20 protein-coding genes and 2 riboswitches are annotated in these 24,864 nt (G+C 45.3%); of the genes, 14 read left to right on the forward strand and 6 right to left on the reverse strand.

Going from position 1 to position 24,864, the window contains the following annotated elements; translation table 11 throughout:
* Window positions 1-79: 79 nt before the first annotated feature.
* Together MARME_RS20180 and tkt are read right to left on the reverse strand one after the other, a co-directional pair.
* Window positions 80-1,117, reverse strand: coding sequence for a type I glyceraldehyde-3-phosphate dehydrogenase (locus MARME_RS20180; protein ID WP_013663124.1), 1,038 nt, complete (start codon window positions 1,115-1,117; stop codon window positions 80-82).
* A 191-nt stretch (window positions 1,118-1,308) separates the two neighbouring features.
* A complete protein-coding gene (tkt, locus tag MARME_RS20185; RefSeq protein ID WP_013663125.1) occupies window positions 1,309-3,309 on the reverse strand; it encodes a transketolase in 2,001 nt (666 codons plus the stop codon).
* Between the two features lie 542 nt (window positions 3,310-3,851).
* A riboswitch (SAM riboswitch) is annotated at window positions 3,852-3,927 on the forward strand.
* Between the two features lie 78 nt (window positions 3,928-4,005).
* Between tkt and metK the strand changes: the two genes are divergently transcribed.
* The 6 genes from metK to MARME_RS20215 all read left to right on the forward strand — a co-directional run bounded on the left by metK (window position 4,006) and on the right by MARME_RS20215 (window position 10,261).
* Window positions 4,006-5,169 carry a methionine adenosyltransferase gene (gene metK, locus MARME_RS20190; RefSeq protein WP_013663126.1) on the forward strand — a complete coding sequence of 388 codons (1,164 nt, stop codon included), beginning with the start codon at window positions 4,006-4,008 and terminating at the stop codon, window positions 5,167-5,169.
* Between the two features lie 52 nt (window positions 5,170-5,221).
* Complete coding sequence (locus MARME_RS20195; RefSeq protein ID WP_013663127.1) at window positions 5,222-5,953, forward strand: 16S rRNA (uracil(1498)-N(3))-methyltransferase; 732 nt, start codon at window positions 5,222-5,224, stop codon at window positions 5,951-5,953.
* A gap of 163 nt (window positions 5,954-6,116) precedes the next feature.
* Window positions 6,117-7,649 carry a TolC family outer membrane protein gene (locus MARME_RS20200; protein WP_013663128.1) on the forward strand — a complete coding sequence of 511 codons (1,533 nt, stop codon included), beginning with the start codon at window positions 6,117-6,119 and terminating at the stop codon, window positions 7,647-7,649.
* The gene (locus MARME_RS20205) at window positions 7,649-8,254 is read left to right on the forward strand and encodes an OmpA family protein (RefSeq protein WP_013663129.1); all 606 of its coding nucleotides are present in this window, start codon (window positions 7,649-7,651) and stop codon (window positions 8,252-8,254) included. Before MARME_RS20200 ends, MARME_RS20205 begins: the two co-directional genes overlap by 1 nt.
* Window positions 8,255-8,397: 143 nt before the next feature.
* Entirely contained in the window at window positions 8,398-9,345 is a 948-nt protein-coding gene (gene gshB / locus MARME_RS20210; RefSeq protein WP_013663130.1) for a glutathione synthase, read from the forward strand.
* 52 nt (window positions 9,346-9,397) lie between these two features.
* Entirely contained in the window at window positions 9,398-10,261 is an 864-nt protein-coding gene (locus tag MARME_RS20215; protein WP_013663131.1) for an energy transducer TonB, read from the forward strand.
* 119 nt (window positions 10,262-10,380) lie between these two features.
* Here MARME_RS20215 and rpoH read toward each other — a convergent pair whose 3' ends face one another.
* The 4 genes from rpoH to ftsY all read right to left on the reverse strand — a co-directional run bounded on the left by rpoH (window position 10,381) and on the right by ftsY (window position 14,451).
* Window positions 10,381-11,247 (reverse strand): RNA polymerase sigma factor RpoH, encoded by an 867-nt coding sequence (rpoH, locus tag MARME_RS20220; RefSeq protein WP_013663132.1) that lies wholly within the window; start codon window positions 11,245-11,247, stop codon window positions 10,381-10,383.
* Between the two features lie 166 nt (window positions 11,248-11,413).
* Window positions 11,414-12,427, reverse strand: a complete 1,014-nt coding sequence (ftsX, locus tag MARME_RS20225) for a permease-like cell division protein FtsX (RefSeq protein WP_013663133.1) — start codon at window positions 12,425-12,427, stop codon at window positions 11,414-11,416.
* Complete coding sequence (gene ftsE / locus MARME_RS20230) at window positions 12,427-13,098, reverse strand: cell division ATP-binding protein FtsE (protein WP_013663134.1); 672 nt, start codon at window positions 13,096-13,098, stop codon at window positions 12,427-12,429. The genes ftsX and ftsE overlap by 1 nt, the downstream gene beginning before the upstream one ends.
* 48 nt (window positions 13,099-13,146) lie before the next feature.
* Window positions 13,147-14,451, reverse strand: a complete 1,305-nt coding sequence (gene ftsY, locus MARME_RS20235; RefSeq protein ID WP_013663135.1) for a signal recognition particle-docking protein FtsY — start codon at window positions 14,449-14,451, stop codon at window positions 13,147-13,149.
* Window positions 14,452-14,620: 169 nt separating this feature from the next.
* Between ftsY and MARME_RS20240 the strand changes: the two genes are divergently transcribed.
* The 8 genes from MARME_RS20240 (at window position 14,621) to MARME_RS20275 (ending at window position 24,601) form a co-directional block, all read left to right on the forward strand.
* Window positions 14,621-15,940, forward strand: a complete 1,320-nt coding sequence (locus MARME_RS20240) for a hypothetical protein (RefSeq protein ID WP_013663136.1) — start codon at window positions 14,621-14,623, stop codon at window positions 15,938-15,940.
* Window positions 15,937-16,527, forward strand: coding sequence for a 16S rRNA (guanine(966)-N(2))-methyltransferase RsmD (gene rsmD, locus MARME_RS20245; protein WP_013663137.1), 591 nt, complete (start codon window positions 15,937-15,939; stop codon window positions 16,525-16,527). The genes MARME_RS20240 and rsmD overlap by 4 nt, the downstream gene beginning before the upstream one ends.
* Window positions 16,528-16,839: 312 nt before the next feature.
* Window positions 16,840-18,738 carry a methyl-accepting chemotaxis protein gene (locus MARME_RS20250; RefSeq protein ID WP_013663138.1) on the forward strand — a complete coding sequence of 633 codons (1,899 nt, stop codon included), beginning with the start codon at window positions 16,840-16,842 and terminating at the stop codon, window positions 18,736-18,738.
* Window positions 18,739-18,993: 255 nt separating this feature from the next.
* Window positions 18,994-20,151, forward strand: a complete 1,158-nt coding sequence (gene metX, locus MARME_RS20255) for a homoserine O-succinyltransferase MetX (RefSeq protein ID WP_013663139.1) — start codon at window positions 18,994-18,996, stop codon at window positions 20,149-20,151.
* Window position 20,152: 1 nt separating this feature from the next.
* Window positions 20,153-20,743 carry a methionine biosynthesis protein MetW gene (gene metW, locus MARME_RS20260; RefSeq protein ID WP_013663140.1) on the forward strand — a complete coding sequence of 197 codons (591 nt, stop codon included), beginning with the start codon at window positions 20,153-20,155 and terminating at the stop codon, window positions 20,741-20,743.
* Window positions 20,744-20,836: 93 nt separating this feature from the next.
* Complete coding sequence (gene rdgB / locus MARME_RS20265) at window positions 20,837-21,445, forward strand: RdgB/HAM1 family non-canonical purine NTP pyrophosphatase (protein ID WP_013663141.1); 609 nt, start codon at window positions 20,837-20,839, stop codon at window positions 21,443-21,445.
* Window positions 21,442-22,614 carry a radical SAM family heme chaperone HemW gene (gene hemW, locus MARME_RS20270; protein ID WP_013663142.1) on the forward strand — a complete coding sequence of 391 codons (1,173 nt, stop codon included), beginning with the start codon at window positions 21,442-21,444 and terminating at the stop codon, window positions 22,612-22,614. Before rdgB ends, hemW begins: the two co-directional genes overlap by 4 nt.
* 403 nt (window positions 22,615-23,017) lie before the next feature.
* A complete protein-coding gene (locus tag MARME_RS20275) occupies window positions 23,018-24,601 on the forward strand; it encodes a BCCT family transporter (RefSeq protein WP_013663143.1) in 1,584 nt (527 codons plus the stop codon).
* Between the two features lie 79 nt (window positions 24,602-24,680).
* Window positions 24,681-24,844, forward strand: a riboswitch (yybP-ykoY riboswitch).
* The last annotated feature ends 20 nt before the right edge of the window (window positions 24,845-24,864 follow it).

A 24,864-nucleotide genomic window follows, 5' to 3' on the forward strand; every position in this document is an offset into this window, starting at 1 on the left:
CAGTTTCGAGATATAACTTTATTATAAGATATAACTTAATACAGCAGACTGCTCATACAATACTGAGCAAGGTGCAGAACTATTCGTTAGTTAGAGAAGTGCGCTCTAAAATAGCGCCCCAATGAGAGGCTACATCCAACATTCTGTTCGCATACCCCCATTCATTATCAAACCAACAAAGTAACTTAACCATTCGACCATCAACTACTTTCGTTTGAGTGCCGTCAATGATGACAGAGCGAGGGTCATGATTAAAGTCAACAGAGGCATGCGGCTCTTGAGTAAAACCGACAATCCCCGCGTATTTACCCATAGCAGCCTCTTTAAGCGCGGCATTAACCTGCTCGACGGTCACTTCAGTACTCGTACGCACTACCATATCAATCACTGAGACGTTAAGCGTTGGAACACGAACGGCGTTACATTCTATCTTTCCACTTAACATAGGCATGAGCCTTGCTATCCCTTTAGCCAACCCAGTATCGACAGGAATAATGGAGCTTAATGCGGCTCGTGTTAGCCGAAGATCTTTTGTATGGTATGCATCAATCACTGGCTGATCGTTCATCGCCGAATGAATAGTTTGCGTCGTACCATGCTCTAAACCACATAGGGATTGCAACGCATCAAATATAGGGATAACACAATTAGTGGTACAAGATGCCGCAGAGACAATAGTGTGTGTTGCTGAAATGTCTTTTTCATTGAAGCCATAAACGATGGTAGCATCGACATCTGCAGAAGCTGGCTGAGACAACAGCAATCTTGGAGCCCCCGAATCAAGATACTTTTGCGCATCATAACGGCTTGAAAAACTGCCCGAACATTCCAATAGCAAATCGATATTTAAGGATTGCCAGTCGATATTAGCAGGGTCTTTTTCTGAAAAGCATTGGACAACGTCTTCCCCGATTACAAGCCTACTGCCATCTACCGAAACAGGCTTGGGGAATCTACCATGAGTTGTATCATAGCGAGTAAGGTAGCTCATCGTATCAATATCAGAAAGTTCATTGATAGCAACAACTTGGAAATGCTGTCGATAGCCACTTTCATAAATTGACCTAAGCAATGAACGACCTATACGACCATATCCATTAATTGCAATTCGCAACATAGTTCAACTACTTCAGTAATATAAGGTAAGAAAACTCACCACGCGATTTAGAGAGACCCATAAAACCTTTTTATAGAGTAATAGCGACATCCCTTATTTTACTCACTCGGCATTGGTTATACGCACGATAAGTTCTAACGGAAAAAAGAGGAGCAGACACTCCTCTTTTTTACACTAAACGCCGTCAGACACTAAGCCTTGAGGATAGCCTCAGCTTTTTCAACAACATTGTCAACGGTGAAACCGAAGTGCTTCATGAGTGCGCCACCTGGAGCTGACTCACCAAATGTAGTCATACCTACAACATCACCGTCAAAGCCAACATACTTGTACCAGAAGTCAACATGCGCAGCTTCTATAGCAATACGCTTCGTGACCGCTTTTGGAAGTACGGATTCTTTATAAGCCGCGTCTTGTGCATCAAACACATTTGTAGAAGGCATCGACACAACACGCACTTGATGACCTTTTTCAGTAAGTGCTTTAGCAGACTCTTGCGCAAGCGCGATTTCAGAGCCCGTTGCGATAAGAATCACGTCAGGAGTACCTTCACAATCAGCAAGTACATAACCACCTTTAGCAACATTTGCCAACTGCTCGTCTGTACGCGCTTGCGCAGGTAAACCTTGACGAGAGAAAACAAGAGAAGAAGGCCCATCGCGACGTTCAATTGCAGCCTTCCAAGCCACAGCTGTTTCAGCTGCATCCGCTGGACGCCAAAGCGCCATATTCGGAGTCATACGCAAGTTAGCGATTTGCTCGATTGGCTGGTGAGTAGGTCCATCTTCACCTTGGCCGATTGAGTCATGAGTATAGACAAATACGTTTTGAATACCCATTAGAGCAGACATACGTACCGCATTTCGTGCATATTCCATGAACATTAAGAAGGTCGCACCGTAGTTAATAAAACCACCGTGTAACGAAGCACCGTTCATGATACCGCTCATGCCAAATTCACGAACGCCGTAGTAAATGTAGTTACCATCCGCTTCATCTTGGATCCCTTTAGAACCAGACCAAAGCGTTAAGTTTGAACCAGCCAAATCCGCTGAACCACCAAGCAACTCAGGCAACATTGCTCCGAATGCGCCGATTGCATTTTGTGATGCTTTACGGCTGGCAATATTTTCAGATTTTTCTTGTGTTTCTTTAATAAAAGCTTGGGCTTTTTCTTCGAAGTCCGCAGGCAATTCACCGTTTAGAACTCGACGTTCGAATTCTGCTGCCAATTCTGGGTAAGCCGTTTTATATGCCTCAAATCCCGCATTCCACTTTTCTTCGTTTGCAGCGCCTTGCTCTTTCGCATCCCAACCAGTGTAAACGTCAGCTGGGATTTCAAACGGTGCATGAGGCCAACCAAGGAACTCACGAGCAGCAGCGATTTCTTCGTCGCCAAGAGGCGCGCCATGACAATCGTGGCTGCCAGACTTATTAGGAGAACCGTAACCAATCACTGTCTTACAGCAAATTAAAGTCGGCTTATTCGTTTCTGCTTGCGCCGCTTCAATAGCCGCTTTTATCGCCGCAGCGTCATGGCCATCCACGTCAGAGATAACATGCCAACCGTACGCCTCGAAGCGTTTTGGCGTGTCATCTGAGAACCAACCTTCAACATGACCATCAATGGAAATACCATTGTCATCCCAAAACGCAACCAACTTACCTAGACCTAGCGTACCTGCTAGAGAACAAGCCTCATGAGAAATACCTTCCATCATACAGCCGTCACCCATAAAGCAGTATGTGAAGTGGTCTACGATATCGTGGCCTTCGCGGTTAAATTGAGCCGCTAGTGTTTTTTCAGCGATCGCCATACCAACAGCATTACTAATGCCAGCACCAAGCGGTCCGGTTGTTGTTTCAACACCGTCTGTGTAACCGTATTCTGGATGCCCAGGTGTTTTCGAGTGCAATTGACGGAATTGCTTAAGCTCTTCCATTGGCAAATTGTAGCCAGACAAGTGAAGAAGAGAATAAATAAGCATTGAACCATGGCCATTTGACAAGACGAAACGGTCACGATCAGCCCATTTTGCATTGACTGGGTTATGCTTTAGAAAGTCATTCCACAGAACTTCTGCAATATCAGCCATACCCAGCGGTGCGCCAGGGTGCCCTGATTTGGCTTTCTGTACAGCGTCCATGCTGAGAACACGTATGGCATTAGCGAGTTCTTTACGAGAAGGCATTTTTATTCTACTCCTAGTTACTTGACGAAGAATATTGAGGCTCTAGAGCCCTATTTTTTAAGATAGTGGTTACGCATTGCTTTTATAGGCACCATGGTAGCAAAAAAGTCATTAAAATCCCTCCCTATAATGCCAACATTCGAATAATTATTGCTCTAAATTTTAGACTTACGACGCAGTGGGCTATCTAGGGAAGGTACGAATAAGTCTTATGAGCTTCAGTCTTATCAGAGAAACAGCTTATTAAGGCGAGAGTGAGCAGGAATGTTAATACCTTTCAATCACTCTTAACGAAGATAGGCTTTTTCTCTGAAAGACCCAATGGGCGTGGGCTAAGCTTTCTTTAATTCTTTGTTAACTTTCTTGCCAATATGCTCAATATTGGACAGCGAAACTTGCCTCGAATAAAGAAGAGTTATCCACACGCTGAAGCCAGTGGACTTGTTCATACCTTCCCTAGAAGCTATGGATCTCACAAACCTCACGTAAATAACAATCATTCTTAGAAAACACTTGAATGTTGGGCAAATTTAATTCAAAATTCGTCTTACAGCGTCGATTTGTTTCGGCTTGCGGACGCTATATAAAATCAGCTAAACAGAAGCAGCAGAATGCCTGTTTAGCTACACTCATGCTAAGCGGGTTTTTTTATGCCTGTTTGGCGCTTTTTTATCTTATTCGATAGAGGCACTGAACATGTCAGACTACTCTTTATTTACATCAGAATCTGTTTCCGAAGGTCACCCAGACAAAATCGCAGACCAAGTTTCTGATGCCATCCTTGACGCTATCCTAGCGGAAGATAGCAATGCACGCGTTGCATGCGAGACACTCGTAAAAACCGGCATGGTTTTAGTCGCTGGTGAAGTACGCACCAACGCTTGGGTTGATATAGAAGAAATTGCACGCGGCGTCATCCGCGAAATCGGCTATAACAGCTCCGACATGGGATTTGATTGGGAATCTTGTGCGGTTATGAATGCCATCGGCAAACAATCAGCAGACATCGCTGTCGGCGTAGACGAAGCAAATGAAAAAGAACTTGGCGCAGGCGACCAAGGGTTAATGTTTGGTTTCGCTACCAATGAAACAGACGTTCTTATGCCAGCCCCAATCACATACGCTCACCGCCTTGTAGAGCGCCAAGCTGAAGTACGTAAGAATGGCAAATTGGATTTCTTACGCCCAGATGCAAAAAGTCAGGTGACATTCCGCTATGACGAAAACGGCAAACCTTGCGCTATCGACGCCGTTGTCCTGTCAACGCAACACAGCGCGGCCGTAAAACAAGCTGACTTAAGAGAAGCGGTACTAGAAGAAATCATTAAACCTGTTCTTCCTGAAGAATGGTTATCGAAAGAGACGAAGTATTTCATTAACCCAACAGGTCAATTTATCATTGGTGGCCCTGTAGGCGATTGTGGACTAACTGGCCGTAAAATCATTGTTGACACTTACGGCGGCATGGCTCGACATGGTGGCGGAGCATTCTCCGGTAAAGATCCATCAAAAGTAGACCGCTCAGCCGCTTACGCCGGACGCTATGTAGCGAAAAACATCGTTGCTGCAGGCTTGGCCGACAAGTGCGAGATTCAAGTGTCCTACGCGATCGGCGTTTCTGAGCCGACTTCGATCAGCATTAATACATTTGGCACTGGAAAAATCAGCGACCTTCAAATTATTGAGCTAGTACGCGAGCACTTTGATCTGCGTCCTGCTGGATTAATCGAGATGCTTGATTTAAAACGACCAATCTACCTGCCAACCGCTGCTTACGGCCACTTTGGTCGCACGGGTGACAACTTCACTTGGGAGAAAACGGACAAAGCAGCTGCATTACGCACATCTGCAGGTTTATAATTCTCTTTAATTCCGTTATAAAAGCCTTCTCACGTGAGAGGGCTTTTTTTATATGCGTATACCGCGAATTTATGTCGACATTGATTTAACTGAACACACCGAGATCATTTTGCCGGACTCGGCCTTTCAACATTGCTGCAAAGTACTTCGATTAAAAGAAGGGCACGCCATCATATTATTTAATGGCGATGGAGGTGAATACGACGCAACCCTCTATAATGTCCAAAAAAGAGCTGCGAGTGCTCAGTTAACCACTTATCGAGTACTAGAAAACGAATCCCCACTAAAAGTGACCATTGGTCAATCTCTCTCCCGTGGCGAACGCATGGATTATGCCATTCAAAAAGCGGTTGAGTCTGGAGTATTTCGGATACAGCCACTCTTTAGTGAACGCTGTGAAGTGAAGCTTCAAGAGGATCGAATGGAAAAACGACTAAAGCATTGGCAACAAGTTGCAATAAGTGCGGCAGAACAATGTGGTCGAGGTGTTGTACCCAAGATACTGGAGCCCATTAACTTGTTAGATTGGGTAGAAAAGTGTAACGAAATGTTAAAGATTACACTGCATCATCATAGCGCCAAACCTATTCACGATTTCGAACGACCACCCGAAAACAGCATTGCTTTATTAATCGGGCCTGAGGGCGGTTTGACGGATATAGAAGTAGAAAAAGCAAGTTTATTTGGCTTTCAATCCATCGCACTTGGCCCAAGAGTCTTAAGAACAGAAACGGCCCCAGTTGTCGCCCTGACTACATTAAACCTCATGTGGGGCGACCTTTAGCCAACAATAGCAACAAATATTTACGCTAAGTTTGTGTCATTTAACGCCATAATAAGAGTAAGACGAATACCTATTAAAAATCTTGTGAGATAGCCAACACTGTCTTGCATACTTTATGGTTAGGAAGACTATAAAGGCGGTTCAATTTGGATACAGGTGTAATATGCTGCTAAAAAGATTACTGCTCTCTAGTGCGTGCACTATAACTCTAGCATCGCTTAGTGCGAATGCCAGTGCGATTTCGCTTGAGGAAGCTACCTACATAGCCATCGAAAATAGCCCCGAAGTGCGGCAAGCCGTATCGTCCTACAGGGAAGGGTTAACTAATACTGAAATCACACGACGTGGAGGACTATACCCTCGTATAGACCTTTCCGCTGGGATAGGTCATGAAACAACGTATGACTTTCAGCAATCTGGGGAAGATGTCGACCTGACACGCAGGGAGCTATCCTTGTCGTTGACTCAGCCTATTTATGATGGGTCGCTTTCAAAGAATGAAACCAAAAGGCTATCGGAAGAGACTGAAGCCTCACGTTGGCAAGCGCTTTCAGCGGTCGAGAACACCGCTTTGGAAGTCGCAGAAGCCTACGCGAACGTACTACGCTTTCGTGAACTGGTCGACTTGGCCGATTTAAACCTAGAAACACACACTCGAATTTTCAAACAAATCAGGCTAAAAAGTAATGCGGGGGTCGGACGTCAATCTGACCTAAGCCAAATTACGGCACGACTTGCAAAAGCAAAATCAAATCGCTTGTCTGCGGTAAATAACTTACGCAATGCGGAAAGTCAGTACAAGAAAGTCGTTGGTGAGTTACCTCAAGAAGAAATGATTTACCCTGTGCCAGATAGAGAACAGCTCCCTAAAGATCTCGACGATGCTCTGGATCAAGCAATGACTAAGAATCCAGCCATTGAAGGTGCTTACTGGGATGTTAAAGCAACAGACAGCTTCATTAGCGCAACAAAAGCAGACAACCTCCCCACCATCAACTTTGAGCTTGCACGTACGTTTAACAACAATCTAGATGGTAATGAAAACCCATCGGAAGACTTAACGGCAATGTTCCGACTCACCTATAACTTATACAGTGGTGGACTTACAAAACGTCGAACTCAAGTCGCAAACGAACAAAATACTCAAGCACGTGAAGTTCAACGTCGCACACAACGTGAAACAGAACTTACCGTTCGTCAATCATGGGCGGCTTATGAAGCCACACTAGAACAAAAAGAGCACATTCGTGAGTATGTGATTGCAACCAAAGAGTCGCAAATCGCGTACGAAAAACAATTCCGCTTAGGACGCAGAACATTACTCGACGTCCTAGACAGTGAAAACGAGCTGTTTCAAGCGAGACAGGATTATGTCAATACAGACTATGATGAACTGTTCTCCGAGTTTCGATTGTTCAACGCTAAAGGCGACTTAATGCGCGCCTTCCGAATTTATCGTCCGCCCGTTTTAGGGTTTGAAGATGAGTTTGTTGACGACGAGCCACCGACAGGACAAACAGCCATCGAAGAACTGCAAAATGCTGAGACTCAGATCGCACCGGCGGAGCCAACCACTGCGCCTGACGTCGTGACGACACCAGATGTCACTCCTACCAATACACAGCCTGAATCGAGCGACTCGACATCTGAAGATGAGCTATTCCTTGATTCGGGTGAAGAAGGGGGCAACTGGTAATGATGCGTGTCCTGCCTGTCTTATTGTTTGGGCTTCTCGGTGTGTTAATGCACACACCGAGCATGGCAGGCTCTGTCTATGGCGATAGAATTAAAGCAAGCCAGCTTGCCGATAACGACAAAGATGGCGTAATCAATGTTCGAGACCGATGCGCAAATACTCCTCGCGGCGCAAAAGTGGACAACTATGGATGTCCGACCGTTAACAAGCGACTGCTTTCTGTCGAGTTGAACATTCTATTCGACTCAGGAAAGTACGTCGTTAAACCTCGTTTTTACGGCGAAGTCAAAAAGCTTGCAGACTTCATGAAGAGTAATGCGGGGAGCAGCGTTGTCATTGAAGGTCATACCGATGACGTCGGTGCGGCCGACTACAACGAAGCACTGTCGCAAAACCGCGCAGACGCTATTGCCGATGTTTTAATCAACAGCTTTAAAATTGACCGAAAACGGGTTGAAGCCATTGGCTATGGTGAAAGCAAACCGATTGCGGACAACGAGACCATAGACGGCCGCGCAACTAACCGTCGAGTCGTTGCCGAGGTCTTTGCCAATAAGGTTGCGGATGTCGAACGTTGGACAATTTACAGCGTTGACCGACGCTAAAGTTAAATCTTTCCACGCACTCACTCTATTAATCCTTCTCTTAGCCCTTATATTTCTATAGCATCTACTACATTAATTTCGATATTCACTAGATCGTGCCTTTGCGCATCTAGCACTATCCTTTGGCGGACGGAACAATCAAGATGACCATCAAACTCGGCATCGTAATGGACCCAATTCAATCCATTACTTATAAAAAAGACACTTCTCTCGCGATGTTATGGGCAGCAGCAGACAAAGGCTGGGATCTGATATACATGGAGCAATCAGATCTGTTTTTGCAGCAAGGCAAAGCCTATGCAATTGCACACCCCCTTACTGTCTTTAAAGACGAAGAATCCTTTTATGAGTTGGGTGAAGAGCAATCGCTAGCATTAGGCGATTTAGACGTCATTTTAATGCGTAAAGACCCTCCATTTGATGGCGAGTTCATGTATAGCACAATGATACTTGAACAAGCACAAAGGGACGGAGCGATGGTGGTGAACAACCCAGCGAGCCTAAGAGACTGCAATGAGAAACTATTTGCGACTCAGTTCCCACAATGTTGCCCTGAGGTCCTCGTTACTCGTCGCCCAGATTTACTCCGAGAGTTTCACAAAACCCACAACGATGTCATCTTTAAACCACTTGATGGCATGGGCGGCACATCGATCTTCCGACTCAAACAAGATGACCCTAACGTCAGTGTCATCATTGAATCGCTAACTGAAATGGGTAGCCGACAAATCATGGCGCAGAAGTTTATTCCTGAAATTAAAGAAGGGGACAAACGAATTCTTATCGTCAATGGCGAGCCCATTCCTTACGCCTTAGCACGAATTCCTGCGAGTGGCGAAACCCGAGGCAACTTAGCCGCAGGGGGACGCGGTGAAGGACGACCTTTATCAGACCGAGATCGCTGGATTTGCGACCAGGTGATTCCAACATTATTAGAAAAAGACCTTATGTTTGTTGGATTAGACGTAATTGGCGACTATCTAACAGAAATCAATGTCACCAGCCCCACCTGTGTAAGAGAGTTAGACAATCAATTTGGGCTGAATATTGCCAAACAACTTATGGATGCTATTGAAGATAAATTGGCATAAGTGACTATTATTTATGAAGCCTATAAATAATCTACGAACCTAAGCGCCCATAATGCGAACTGCTGATCGTTTCTCTGTTGCCTTGTTCATTGCCATCACATTACATGTGGTGGCGGTGACGTTGGTTAGTTTTGACTTTTCATTGGGTACGCCTCCTCATCCGCGCACTCTGGAGATCACACTTGTCCAACATAAAACAGACGCACCAAAAGAAGCGGACTTTTTGGCGCAAGCCAATCAGCTCGCCAGTGGCACCGAAATTCGTAAACAGAAGCTCACAACCACGGAAACAGCGCAATTTATTGCCGATGAAATTCAAGACATCACGCCACCTGTTCAACCTCAATTAGCATCAAAACAGCCTGTCGATCAGCCTGATGTCATTATTAGCAAACACACCGAGGCCAAGCTTGTTATTAACAATGACATGGAACAGGAGCTAAAAACACTGGAAGAGCAATTTCTCGGTGAAACGCAAATCCCGAGCCGCCTATCCAGTGACATAGCGTCTCTTGAAGCCTTGTTAGATCAGCAACGTCAAGCCTATGCAAAAAGGCCCCGCATTCGTCGCTTAACATCCGTATCAGCCAAGTCAGCACTGGATGCTGAGTACTTAGATAATTGGCGTAAGCGCATCGAGCGGATTGGCAATATCCATTATCCCTCTGAGGCAAAGCGCCAAAACCTATTTGGTCAATTACGCTTGGCCGTAATTCTACAACCCAATGGCTACGTTGATGAGATAGACGTGCTGCAATCGTCTGGTCTACGTATTCTAGATGACGCTGCGATGAGAATTGTTCGACTCTCCGAACCCTTTGCCCCCTTCCCAATTGAAATGAAAAAGGAAGTCGACAAGCTAGAAATCATCCGCACTTGGAAGTTTGTGCCAGGCAATCAACTTCAAAGTCGATAATTTTCAGATCAGATAAGCCAAACAAAACCCATAAAAAAAGCCCTCATGTTATGAGAGCTTTTAGCATTCTGTCGATTCAGCGTTTTTTAGAACAAACGGACTCAGAGTCTCAGTTCAGATTATTGAAACCGCTCTTCGCCCATTGCCACGCGAATTTTCTTCATCGCGTTTTTCTCAAGCTGACGGATACGCTCAGCTGAAACGCCATATTCATCGGCTAAATCATGTAAGGTTGACTTATTTTCCGATAACCAGCGCTGAACTAATATATTACGACTGCGCTCGTCTAAATCAGACATTGCCTGCTGCAAACGGCGATTAGAATCGGCTTCCCAGTTACCATCTTCAAGCAACATGGCAGGATCATATCGACCATCTTCTAAATAACTGGCTGGCGCTTGAAAGGCGCTATCATCATCGTCATCAGTCGTCGCATCAAATGCCATGTCTGTCGAGCTCATGCGCCCTTCCATCTGACGAACAACATCAGGAGAAACGCCAAGATCATTGGCAACCGCATCCACTTCGGAATTGTTTAACCAAGACAATGTTTTCTTCGCACTGCGTAAGTTGAAAAACATTTTTCGTTGCGCTTTCGTTGTCGCAACTTTCACAATACGCCAGTTCTTAAGAATAAACTCGTGTATTTCGGCTTTAATCCAATGTACTGCGAACGATACCAAACGAACACCAACTTCTGGGTTGAATCGTTTTACGGCTTTCATTAAGCCTACGTTACCTTCTTGAACTAAGTCGCCCTGAGACAATCCGTATCCTGAGTAGCTTTTAGCAATGTGGACAACAAATCTTAGGTGCGACATAACCAATGCGCGAGCCGCTTCTAGGTCGCCATCATAGTACAGACGTTCAGCTAACTTTTGTTCTTCTTCTGCAGTCAGAATTGGAATTGTGCTGACGCCCTGAACATAGGATTCCAAATGTTGACCAGGAATCATCATGTCAATTGGCTGAAGAGCTTTACCCATTTTTGTATTCACCTCTAAATTGTTCATACAAGACTATATGACCAAATACTAACAACTTCGTTCCAAAATTTTGTGGCAAAAATATGAATCAAAATGCCACTCTTGTAAAGATGAAAAAGCGCTAAATTGCGACCTTTTCATCTGATTGAGGAACAATTCTTCCTTATTACTGCAATTCAATGTCGGCAATATGACGGCTGACTGCTATCCAAGCACCACCCGTACCGACAATAGCGCTAATAGTTAAGCATAAAACGACTTCGCCCGCATTAAAAGTCTGCAACTCAAAACCGCTGTGATACAACTCAATGAGACGCTCTGCTGGTGTACTCACCCACCAGCTCAACAGCAAAATCATGATACAAGCGAGCAAGCCGCCCAAGGCGCCAAACCAAAACCCCATATATAAAAAGGGCCTTCTTATATACGCGTCCGTCGCACCAACCAGTTTCATCACCAGCACTTCTTCTCGACGACTTTCCACCGCCATTCGAATGGTATTGCCCACTATCAACAAAACGGCGGCAATCAGCAAAGCGGACAACGCATAAACGAAGCGCTGTCCGAAGTTCAGAATGGTCGCCAAACGTTGCAACCATTGCGCATCCAATTCTACATACTCAACCTGCGGTAACTCGGACAAATCCTCTTTTAAGTCGGTCAAAGATTGCAATGTTGCCAAAGAGACGGGCGCCGTCGGTATGACTTTTAATACGATAGGCAGCGGGTTTTCAGGTAGCGCAGACAGGATTTCTTCATAACCACTCGATTGCTCGAAGTATCGTAAGCCCTCTTCTTTTGAAATGTATTCAACGGAGCTTACGTCTGCTCTAGCAGACAACTGATGCGACAGTGACAGCGCTTCGGTGTCATCAAAGTTAGAAAACAAATACAGGGAAATGACAGACTGGCGTTCCCATTGGTCCGTCACACGCTCAACGTTCTTTAACATCACAAACAAGCCACCAGGCAAAGCAAGCGATATCGAAATCACAACGATCGTCATGATACTAGCAAGCGGATAGGCAAATAAACGAATAAGGCTTTCGAGCAAGGTTTGTTGGTGCAAGCGAAAATATCGAGAGAGACTAAACCCTTTAGCGCTCGCCAATTTAGATGTTGTGGTTACCCCTGTGACAGTTTGACGTGTCGCCCCCCGACGATTCTGCTTAGGACTCATTAATTAAAGCCCCCGTCGTTTACGATCCGCCCTTGGTTAAGGGTCAACACGCGATGGCGCATACGAGCAATCAAGGCCAAGTCGTGACTGGCAACCATCACGGTCACACCGACACGATTAAACTCCTGAAACAAATTCATAATTTCAGCAGAAAGACGCGGGTCCAAGTTACCTGTCGGTTCATCGGCTAATAAAAGCTGAGGCTTATTGACTACCGCACGGGCGATGCCGATACGCTGCTGCTCACCTCCAGACAAGGCCATGGGATTAAACTTTTCTTTTCCCAACAACCCGACTTTATCCAAAGCGGCGCGCACTCGCTTACCAATTTGCATAGGGTCGGCACCACTGACTTGCAATGGGAGCGCAACGTTATCAAATACACTACGATCAAATAAAAGTTGGTGATTCTGAAATACAACGCCCACACGACGACGATGGGCCGGAATGGACTTACGCCCCAACGTCCTAAGATCCACACCATCCACTAAAATCTGGCCATAGCTCTGACGTTCAATCATCATGATCAGCTTCATCAAAGTACTCTTACCAGCCCCAGAATGGCCAGTTAGAAACGCCATTTCTCCCTGCCTCAGATGAAAACTCACCTGTGACAAAGCTTCTTGACCACTGTCGTACTTTTTACCTACTCGCTGAAATTCGATTTCCACGTCAGAGCAAGTCCTTATTATGTATAGGTTGGATGGTGTGTATCACTGTTACTCATTTTCAAAGAGAGCGTCAACAAATTCTTGCGCGACGAAAGGTCTTAAGTCCTCTGCTTGCTCGCCTACACCGATATATCGAATCGGCAAACCGAACTGTTTTGCAATCGCAAAGATAATCCCGCCTTTTGCGGTGCCATCAAGCTTGGTTAAGGTAATACCTGAAACGCCAACGGCTTCGGTAAACAACTTCGCCTGACTCAATGCATTCTGACCCGTACCCGCATCCAACACCAACATAACCTCATGTGGTGCCGAGACATCGAGTTTTTTCATGACACGAACGACTTTTTCAAGTTCACTCATTAAGTTGGCTTTATTCTGTAAACGACCTGCGGTATCCGCAATAACAACATCAACGCTTTTCGCTTTGGCCGATTCTATCGCGTCATAAATAACTGATGCTGAATCTGCACCTGTGTGCTGAGCAACAACAGGCACTTGGTTTCGATCACCCCAGACTTGCAATTGTTCAACGGCGGCGGCTCGGAAGGTATCGCCTGCCGCCAGCATAACACTCTTACCTTCTGCCTGATATTTTTTCGCCAGTTTACCAATGGTGGTGGTTTTGCCCACTCCATTTACCCCTACCATCAATATCACAAAGGGGCCATCCGCTTTGTCTAACGATAGCGGCTTCTCTGAAATCTCCAAAATGTCATTCATATCGGCTTTTAAAGACGACATCAGAGCATTTGAGTCTTTTAGCTCTTTTCGATTGAGCTTTTCTGTCAGACCATCAATAAGCGTTTGAGTTGCATCAATACCGACATCAGCCGTCAGCAACTGGGTTTCCAGCTCTTCTAGCAAATCGTCGTCGACCTTCTTGCTACCCAACACAAGCGACGACAAACCGTTTCCTAATCCGCTTCGGGTTCTAGCAAGACCTGATTGAATACGTTCACGCCATGATAGCGTCGGCTTTTCATCAGGCACTTCTTGATTGTATTCGGCAGAGTCTGACTTTTGAGAAACAGGCTCAGCATCAACCGTTTTTACCGTATCCACGACGGATTGCGTCGAGGCGTCAGATTGCTCTTCTTCAATGCCTTGAGACTCAAACTTTGATTCTGCTTTACTATCAACGCTCGAAGCTTGATCATCATAATCTGGCTCACTCTGAGCTTCTGTCGCCTTTTTCTGTGCCGACTTTATATCTGCATCCATACTTTTTACAGTACGGCGTTTCACTAAAATCGCAAGCAACGCTAAAATGACACCAATGGCAATCGGGGCAAAGCGAGCGTATTCGCCTAGGTATGGCGTAAAGAACGCAATAATCTGATTCACTATTTCCATTAAATTTTCTCTTGGCTAAACCCATCTTTTGCTTAAAGGCACAGTCCATGTAATGCGGATGTGGCTCTAAGACACATAAAATGGTGATTTTATCATCATTCTGATTGGCAAAAAGCCCTAGATTCATGGAAAAATGTACTAACAACGATAACGGAACCTAATACGGACTATGTTTGATCGAAATAAACCGCTTTTTAGCCGCCCCGTTTTGGCTGCAATCATGGTGCTCTCTACGCTCGGCATTTGGTTTCTTAACCTTATTTATTCCAATACTGCCCTACCCGCACCCAATGTCGTCTCTTGGAAAACAACCAGTGGCATTCCCGTTAACTGGGTCAATATGGAAGACTGGCAAAACGGCAATAAAGTCATCATTAAATTTGTATTTGAATCCAAGCACACCAACAGCCAACTCACCGAAGCCACATTTGACCTCTTAATGGGCGATAGCTTACCGCTCAGTCGATCGACCATTAATCAACGCCTTGCTCCGCTGTCAGCAAAAGCAGAAAGCTACATCACACCATTACAGCAAACACTGCAACTCACACTCAATTCAGAGAGTAATTACTTACCTCCCAGTTTGTCCGTCATAAAAACCTGGTTGCAGCAAGCAACGTTTAAACCTCGCTCCTTAGTCAACTGGCAACAAAGACACCGAGAATTAGGCAATGAGGAGCAGCGACTACTCGATATGCTGCTGGTAAACGATGGAACTAAAACGAAGCAAGTCTCATTAGAAAACATAAACGCGCATTACCAAAGCATTCAACACTCGACATCACACATCAGCATTGTGGGACATTTAGACGACACATCAAAACAACGTATCGATGTGTTTTTGGATTCATTGTCAGAGTCTTTCCAACCTATGACAGTCAATGCAAAAGCCATCGACGAAAGAGAAGCGAGAGAAGAAAACAGCAGCGGCTTCCAAACCCATTCACATCACGTTATGAATGAAGGAACATTACATGAAAGCCACAGTATCCTTTCAGTCAAACCACCACAAAGCGTGGAAGATTGGGCAACCTATCTAATCTGGGCGCGAGATTCCGTGGCGACGGCAAATCAGAACCCTCATATCAACTTTATGCAGTGGCACCTTAGCCTAACCACCGCGCCAAGTTACGTATGGTGGAGCCAGCAATACCAACCTCCTCTAGAAAATACAACACAAAACGATGACATAGCACCTGCACCGGATCAATGGAAGCAGTACAACACGCTCCCGTCTTATACTGATGAAAAGCAGTTTATATTACTAAAAGAACAATTGTTGATGCAGCTCGAATCTCGCACACTTACGCCAGATTGGTGGGCTTACATCAGCACGCAAATTACCACTCCTACATCGTCGTTGACGCTCGAAACTTTTATAGAAACCTATAGCGATGCTTTGAATTCATTTACTATAGAGAACTACAAAGACCATTTAGCTAAGCTGATCTATTTAGACCGCTATCAGGATATTCAAGTTAATCAATGAAAAAGAACACCCGAAAACCAAACGCTGTAACAAATAAAAATGCCAAACTTCGTATTATTGGTGGGGAGTGGCGCTCACGACAGCTGCCTATTCCTGAAGTAGAAGGCCTGCGCCCCACCCCTGATAGAGTGCGTGAAACCGTTTTCAATTGGTTAAACTTTGACATTGCGGGCGCACATTGCGCAGACGTGTTTTGTGGCACGGGGGCACTCGGTTTAGAAGCCTTATCAAGAGGAGCCGCCAGCTGCATTTTCGTCGATGCAAATAGAGCCGCTGCCCAACAGCTTAAAAGCAATCTCAACACATTAAACGCAACCAATGCCGAAGTACACTTCACCAGTGCACTCACCTACCTTGATCAAGGTCCAAAACGACCGCTAGACATCGTTTTTCTCGACCCCCCTTTTCGCAAAGGCTGGCTTGAAAAAATTCTGCCTTTATTAGAAGAAAAAGGTTGGCTTGCGCCGCAGGCACTGATTTACATTGAACGTGAAAGCGAATCCTCATTCGACTTCCCATCTCATTGGGAACTAATAAAAGAAAAGTCAGCGGGTCAACTTACCTACAGCCTATACAAAAGAGACTAGAGAAGGTACGAATAAGTCTTATGAGCTTCAGTCTTATCAGAGAAGCAGCATATTAAGCATTGATCACAAGGATGTGATCTCATCGCCTTATACCCTTTCCAACTCAAAACACCGACCACCAAAGGCAAAATCAAAACCAAGTAGCACCAATAAGGCGCGCTCAACATGTTAAGAAGTGTGTTCTCGCCCCAAAGATTCCCTTGATTATTGTTTGCTTTGCGTAACTTCAGTGGGTTAATGTGTACATATATTGCATGTCGTTTTTTAACAATATCTTTATATGAATTTATGATTACAACGGAGATGTTCAGTATGTTCAACAATCTTTCGTTCAGAACCAAGCTTATAAGCCTGCTTATTAGCGCAATCTTAGGTTTTGCGATTTTAGCTAGTGTGGCGGTCATCGCGTTAACGTCACAACAAGAAGCAAGCAATACGTTAAAACAATACTTCAGCAGTCAAGCCTCTGTTAACCGACTGTCGATGGGGATGCTAGAACTTGGCGATAGACTCTGGGCGTTAACCGATACAACGTATGATGACTACCAGACAGATTTGGCCAACAGCTATACCGAATACGGTACGTTACTCACAACCGAAATAGAACTTATTCCAGATGAAGGCATTAAAGGCGCCCTTGTTGATCTCAAAGATCACTTAGTAAGCTATGAGATCGCACTGGAAAAGTACGTAGCACAAAAAGGGAAAGTCGGATTTACCACGCAATCAGGCTTACAAGGACAAGTCATTTCGTTAAGTGATCAGATCACCACCTCTATCGCCAAGTTAAGCTTGCTTAAGCGAGAATTTGTTAATATTAAAAAGGCAGAAACGACTTACCTCATTGCGCCTACCGATGAAAACATGCAACCCATCGCAAAGAGCTTTGAACGCTTCAAAGTACGCGTCGATAACTTTGGCTTTACCGACACAATAGGAAAGCAATCGGACGAGTACTACGCCGCGCTTAACGCTTATCGAGTTGAGTTTGATAAACTCGTTGCATTAAGCATAAGCTTCAAGCAAGAAAAAACCGTCTACGATGAATATCGAGACGCAGCGATGACATTAATCGCAGACGCAGTTAAAACCGCAGAAGACCGAGCAAACACGCAATCCCAACAATCATTGAGCGCTTTGATTAGTATCAGTCTATTAGTCGCAGTATTTGCCGCTATTCTTATGCTCTCTATCGGCAAGAATGCACGCAACACCCTACAAAAAGTGGTCGCGGATTTAACCAAGGTAAAACAAGGTGATATGACCGCGGTTGCTGAGGTGAATAAAAAACGTAATGATGAATTCGATACACTAGGCCAATCACTTAATGAAATGACCAACGGCTTGGGCGGTGTCTTATCTGATGTGGTCAGCTCGACTTCCGAAGTGACCAGCATGGTAACCGAGTTAAACAACACGATTAGCAATATCGCGAGTAGCAACAGATCTACCACAGACCGCACGAATGACATCGCCACCTCAACCGATGATATCTCTAATCGAATTGCCTCATTATCTGATACGACAGAAGAATTACGCGGGCATTCGAACGAAACGTACGAATCCGCGAAAGCGGGTGCAAAAACCATTCAAGATGTACTCAATAACCTAAATGAGGCCGTAACGCAGGTAGACATTACCAGCCAACAGCTTGATGAGCTTGGTAGACTCTCAAGCAACATCGACAACGTTATTGAAATGATCAACGATTTGGCAAATCAAACGAACCTGCTTGCGCTTAACGCTGCGATTGAAGCGGCACGAGCGGGCGAAGCGGGTCGAGGATTCTCTGTAGTGGCTGACGAAGTTCGTTCTCTTGCTGAAAAAACGGTCGATGCTACGTCAAAGATTACGTCGATAGTCGGTACGATTCAAACTTCAACGAAGTCTGCAATCGCTTCAATGGAGCAAGGACAAAACAGCCTGAAACGCATCGAAGCGAGTGGCAGCCAAGCAGAAGACGCCATCAAAACCATTGAACAAAACGCCATGACCAGTTCAGATGCATCGAACCTTATGGCTCAGTCCATACATAACGTGGCAGACACTGCGCTTAAAATGAGTGGCGATATGGATCAAATCGCAGAGCAACTGCGAAACGACAGCGACTCCATTGAAATTATTGTAAGCAAGACGGAACAAATTAGCGGAATTTCGTCAGATCTTGCAGGAAAAACTCAGGTATTCACTCTGCCCAGCGCCGCCGTGTGATATTTAAAATAAGCAGCAGGCCTCGAAAGCGTGCTGCTTATTTTACGAGAGCACAGTCGTTGTGCAAAGATCACTACCTGAATACCCTCTCGTCTTAGTCAGGCACTTGATGCAACATTCGGCACAAGATAGACTGTGCCACATTATCTGTATCAGGTTACTACCGCCCCTAGCCACAACCCAGCGGCCAATCGTCTATTAGCCTGATAACGGGGCCTTTAATCACTTTTTTATTCGTCAGGATAGTTGCTACTTATGCCAGATGTCATTCCGGTTGATTCTGTCGGCGTTGTTACGCCACAAATCGCTCATTTCTCAGAGCCATTGGAACTTGCATGTGGTAAATCGCTATCAAGTTATCAACTTGTTTATGAAACATATGGCACGCTAAACCAGGATGCATCCAATGCAATCTTGATTTGCCATGCTCTTAGTGGTGATCATCATGCGGCGGGCTACCACTCAAAAGACGACAAAAAACCCGGATGGTGGGATTCCGCCATTGGCCCCGGCAAAGCCATTGATACCAACAAGCACTTTGTTATTAGTTTAAATAACCTAAGCGGATGTTGCGGAAGTACCGGCCCGACCAGCATTAACCCAGACACAGGAAAAATATGGGGGGCCGATTTTCCAATTGTCACCGTTGAAGACTGGGTAGAAAGTCAGGCTCGACTTGCCGATAAACTGGGCGTTACCACGTTCGCTGCCATCATTGGCGGAAGCCTAGGTGGAATGCAGGTATTAGAGTGGAGTATTCGCTTTCCAGACCGCTTAAAGGCAGCGGTCATTATTGCATCCGCGCCTAAGCTGTCCGCTCAAAACATCGCGTTTAATGAAGTCGCTCGTCAGTCCATTAGCCGAGATCCAGATTTCCGAGACGGTGACTACCTCAATGAAGAGACCTTACCCAAAAATGGACTTGGGCTAGCGCGCATGCTCGCCCACATTACCTACCTATCTGACGATTCAATGGACTCGAAGTTTGGCCGACAGATGCGCCATGATACCTTCCAGTATAACTATGACATCGAATTTGAGATTGAAAGTTACCTACGCTATCAAGGTGAAGCGTTTACCAATCGCTTTGACGCCAATACCTACCTGTTAATGACCAAAGCACTGGATTACTTCGATCCAGCAGCGCGTACAGAAGGTGACTTAGCCAAAGCACTTGAAAAAGCGACGTGCGAATTTCTATTGGTTTCATTTACAACGGACTGGCGCTTCTCGCCAGCACGGAGTGAAGAAATTGTTGATGCACTCGTAAAAGCAGGCAAAAAAGTATCGTATGCAAAAATCGAAGCCGATGAAGGTCATGATGCCTTCCTCTTCCCTATTCCTCGCTATATGGCCGCGTTAAAAGGCTTGTTAAACCGAGTGAGCAAACAAATTCAAGAGGAGGCGAAGTAACATGCGTACGGACCTGATATTAATCAACGACTGGATACAGCCGAACACGAGAGTGCTCGATTTAGGTTGCGGTGATGGCGAACTGCTCAACCACTTAATCGGCAAAAAAGAAGTGAAAGGCTACGGTTTAGAGATCGATGCCGACCAAATAAACACCTGTATCGAAAAAGGCGTTCCCGTCCTTGAGCAAAACATCGACAACGGCCTACAAAACTTCGGCGACCAAAGCTTTGATATGGTCGTCATGACGCATGCACTACAGCAATTCCGACGTCCTGATCTACTACTAGACGAAATGCTACGTATTGGTAAAGAATGCATCATTACTTTTCCAAATTTCGGCCACTGGCGCAACCGCATCCATCTTGGATTAAAAGGTCATATGCCCGTATCCGAGTTTCTGCCCTACAATTGGTATGACACGCCCAACATTCACTTTTGTACCTTTGAAGACTTTCGTCGCCTTTGCAATGACAAAGGTTTAACCATTGTACGTTGGGCCGCTGTAGATGGAAATTTAAAAGGACACCTATGGACCCGTTTGATGCCTAATTTATTTAGCGAAACGGCCATTTTTCACGTTACCCGCTAAATAATCACACTGACAGACATTCGGAGATATTCTAGTCCCCGTTTTATAACGGCTATTAAATACACTCTGCTAAGCGATTCAGGACAACTCATTATGAACAAAACCATTGTGCTAGCCAGCAATAACTCAGGCAAAATCAAAGAGTTTAATAGCCTGTTTTCTCAATACGGCATAGACGTAAAACCACAAGGCGAGTTTAATGTCGAAGAGGCAGACGAAACAGGCCTTAGCTTCATAGAAAATGCCATTCTTAAGGCTCGAAACGCATGCGCGCGCACTAATTTACCCGCCATTGCGGACGACTCGGGCATCGAAGTCGATTACCTCAACGGCGCTCCGGGCATCTATTCTGCACGCTTTGCCGGCGAACACGGCGACAATGACGCTAACAATGCGCTGTTACTTGAAAAACTAGATGGTGTTCCGACAGAGCAACGTACCGCACGTTTTCATTGTGTGCTCGCATATATGCGCCACAAAGATGACCCAACCCCGATTGTCGTTCAAGGCAGCTGGGAAGGTCGAATCCTTGAATCCAACGAAGGAGTAGAAGGGTTTGGTTACGATCCAATTTTCTTCGTTCCTGAGCAAGGGTGCAGTTCTGCCAGCCTCCCAAAAGAGGTTAAAAATTCGCTTAGTCACAGAGCGAAAGCGTTAAAGTTACTCATGGCAGCGTTTAAAGAAAAAAGCGTTCTAGCATGAGCAATCTAACGCTTCCGCCTCTTAGCTTATACATTCATGCTCCTTGGTGTGTGCGAAAGTGTCCGTATTGTGACTTTAACTCCCACCAGGCAGACCGCTTTGAAGAAAATGGGAAACTCCCTGAAGACGCGTACCTAGATCAGCTATTAGCCGATCTAGAAGTCGATTTGCCCTACGTTGCCAATCGTCCGATCCAAACCGCCTTTATTGGTGGTGGAACACCAAGTTTGATGAGCCCCGATTTCTATTATCGGCTTATGGAAGCACTCAAAAGCAAACTGGCGTGGGTGGATGATGCTGAGATCACAATGGAAGCCAACCCCGGCACCTTTGAGCAAGAAAAATTCGCTCATTTTAGACAAGCTGGAATCAATCGCCTATCTATTGGTATTCAAAGTTTCCACACAAACCTGTTGAAAACCCTAGGAAGAATCCACAACCGCGAAGAAGCCATTATGGCTGTGGAAAAGTCTAGGCTTGCGGGGTTCGACAATATCAACCTAGATTTAATGCATGGTTTACCGGATCAGTCCGTTGATATGGCGCTCAAAGACCTACAACTGGCTATGGATCTAGCACCTGAGCATTTATCTTGGTATCAATTAACGATTGAACCGAATACCGAATTCTATCGTCGCCCGCCCGAATTACCTGAGGATAATACGCTTTGGGGAATACAAGATGAGGGATTAGCCCTATTAGAATCCCAAGGTTATCAACAATATGAGGTGTCTGCGAACGCACGCGCAGGCAAACACGCCCAGCACAATCTAAACTATTGGCGTTTTGGTGATTACCTAGGCATTGGTGCAGGCGCACATGGAAAGATTACCCTTGAAAATGGCGAAATATTTAGAACTCGAAAGACCCGACACCCAAACCACTATCTGTCTAACTTACCGGAAGCACTCGGTACGAAAGAACAAATTGAAACCGAAGACCTTCCGCTTGAATTTATGATGAATCGGTTACGTTTATTCGAGACATTTGACCTAGCCGACTTTTCTCGGTTTACCTACCGAGAAGCACCTGAAAAGCTGATAGCAGGTTGTCAGAAAGCCTTAGAATTAGGGTTCATAGATCAAGATGCGTGGCATGAATGCAAAGTAAAAACGACCTCAAAAGGCAAACTGTTTCTAAACGAATTACTGGAAATATTTCTTCCGTAGCGTCATCCAAAATGCGCAAATAATAAGTAAGCGTTATCCATTTAATTAGAGATCTAACTATTTGTTATACACTACGCGCCGATAAGTATTGTAGATCAAGCAAATTAGCAACCTACTCTCTTTCTGGTTGCTTGCCGAACCGCTGTTGCTTTGTTTAAAAAACGTTCAAATAGAACCGTTTTTGTCGCAAAAAGTTAAATCATTGTGCCCAGCTCTAATACTATCAAACTATGAAGGTGCTTCCGCCCTTCTTCTTTAGAGTGTTCTTTTAGTTTTATTGCTTCTAAGAGAGGACTCTATCAACCCAAAGCCGATGCTTCTAGCATGCTAAGAGTGTTATAACACTAGCTCGACAACGTCTCGTCGGCCTCATGTTTTAACACTCTCGTAAAAGGAGACAAGTATGGATCAGTCAAAGCCCAACTCGGGCCGAGAAGAATACGATACAAAATATAAAATTGGGCAGGACAATGTCCAATTTATGGGCCTCGATGTCCATAACCCCGTCTTTAGTATTAGCGCCCTGCTGATACTTGTATTTATCATTGGCGCTATTGCCTTCCCAAACGAAGCAAAAGAAACACTACTCAGTGCTCGCGGCTGGTCGATTAATAACTTCGATTGGTTTTTCATGATTGCCGGCAATATCTTCGTTCTATTTTGCCTCGCTTTGATTGTTCTACCATTAGGTAAAATAAAATTAGGCGGTAGCAAAGCGACGCCAGAACATTCGACCCTTACTTGGTTTTGTATGTTATTTGCTGCGGGCATGGGTATAGGTCTAATGTTCTGGAGTGTCGCAGAACCCGTCGCATACTACACTGGCTGGTACGGCACCCCGTTAAATGTCGAAGCGAAGACACCGGATGCAGAATCCCTCGCGATGGGTGCAACGATGTTCCATTGGGGTCTACACCCTTGGGCCATCTATGGTGTCGTGGCACTGTCTTTAGCCTTTGTCGCTTACAACAAGGGCTTACCTCTTACCATTCGTTCAGCCTTCTACCCGTTGTTTGGCGATAAAGTTTGGGGCGCACTCGGCCACTTCATTGATATTCTATCCGTGATCGCAACCATCTTTGGTCTTGCAACGTCATTGGGATTTGGTGCACAGCAAGCCACCAGCGGTTTGAACTTCCTGTTCGGAATTCCAAATACGTTAGCGACCCAAATCGTGGTCATTGCGGTTGTGACATCGGTTGCTATTATCTCCGTGGCTCGCGGTTTAGAAGGCGGCGTTAAGTTGCTATCTAACGTCAATATGATCATTGCGGCTTTGCTTGCTATCTTTGTCCTAATCGTAGGTAACACAGGCGCGATTCTAGCTTCCGTTGGCACTCTGTTTGTAGGCTATGTTGAAAACATTATCCCTCTAAGTAACTGGATCGGTCGTGACGATACAACCTTCTACCACGGTTGGACCGTCTTCTATTGGGCTTGGTGGATTTCTTGGTCTCCATTCGTCGGCATGTTTATCGCTCGCGTGTCTCGCGGACGTACCGTACGCGAATTTATTATTGCGGTCTTGCTTGTACCTACACTAGTATCCATTGTCTGGATGGCCATCTTCGGTGGTTCGGCAATTGAACAAGTGGAAAATGGCGTTGGCGCGTTAGCAAATGGCATTTCCGACGCATCACTGGCTATGTTCCAAATGTTTGAGCAGCTGCCTCTCACGTCCATTATTTCCTTTGTTGCGATCGTGCTTGTGCTTGTATTCTTCGTCACCTCGTCTGACTCTGGTTCATTAGTGATCGACGGTATCACCGCAGGCGGTAAGACTGACGCACCGATGACACAACGTATATTCTGGGCGGTATTAGAAGGTGTTATCGCGGTTGCATTGCTCGTAGGTGGCGGCTCAGAAGCCCTCACCGCGATTCAAGCAGCTGCCATCACAATTGGATTGCCGTTTACCCTATTGATGCTACTAATGTGCGTAAGCCTATGGAAAGGCCTGCGTTCTGATATGCATTTAATAAAATAAAGTACAGCAAAGCCTCTCAATTGCCCTCGCCTCAAGCTGGTGAGGGCAATTGCAATTTCACAGGCACTTAGTTATGATGATCCGAATCTTAGGGGAGTAATCTCTTTCTTATTTTCATTCAATATTCGATGAGAAAAGAAGGTTTTCTATCAACATAATTGAGCCTCAATGCTCATGGTAGAAAAGCCAATTTAGCGCACTATCGTTAAAGCGGTTGATGAGACTTAAGACAGACACTTGGTTCGAAAGGCGGGCCTGAGTGC

Source organism: Marinomonas mediterranea MMB-1, assembly GCF_000192865.1.
In the GTDB taxonomy this organism is placed as follows: Bacteria; Pseudomonadota; Gammaproteobacteria; order Pseudomonadales; family Marinomonadaceae; genus Marinomonas; species Marinomonas mediterranea.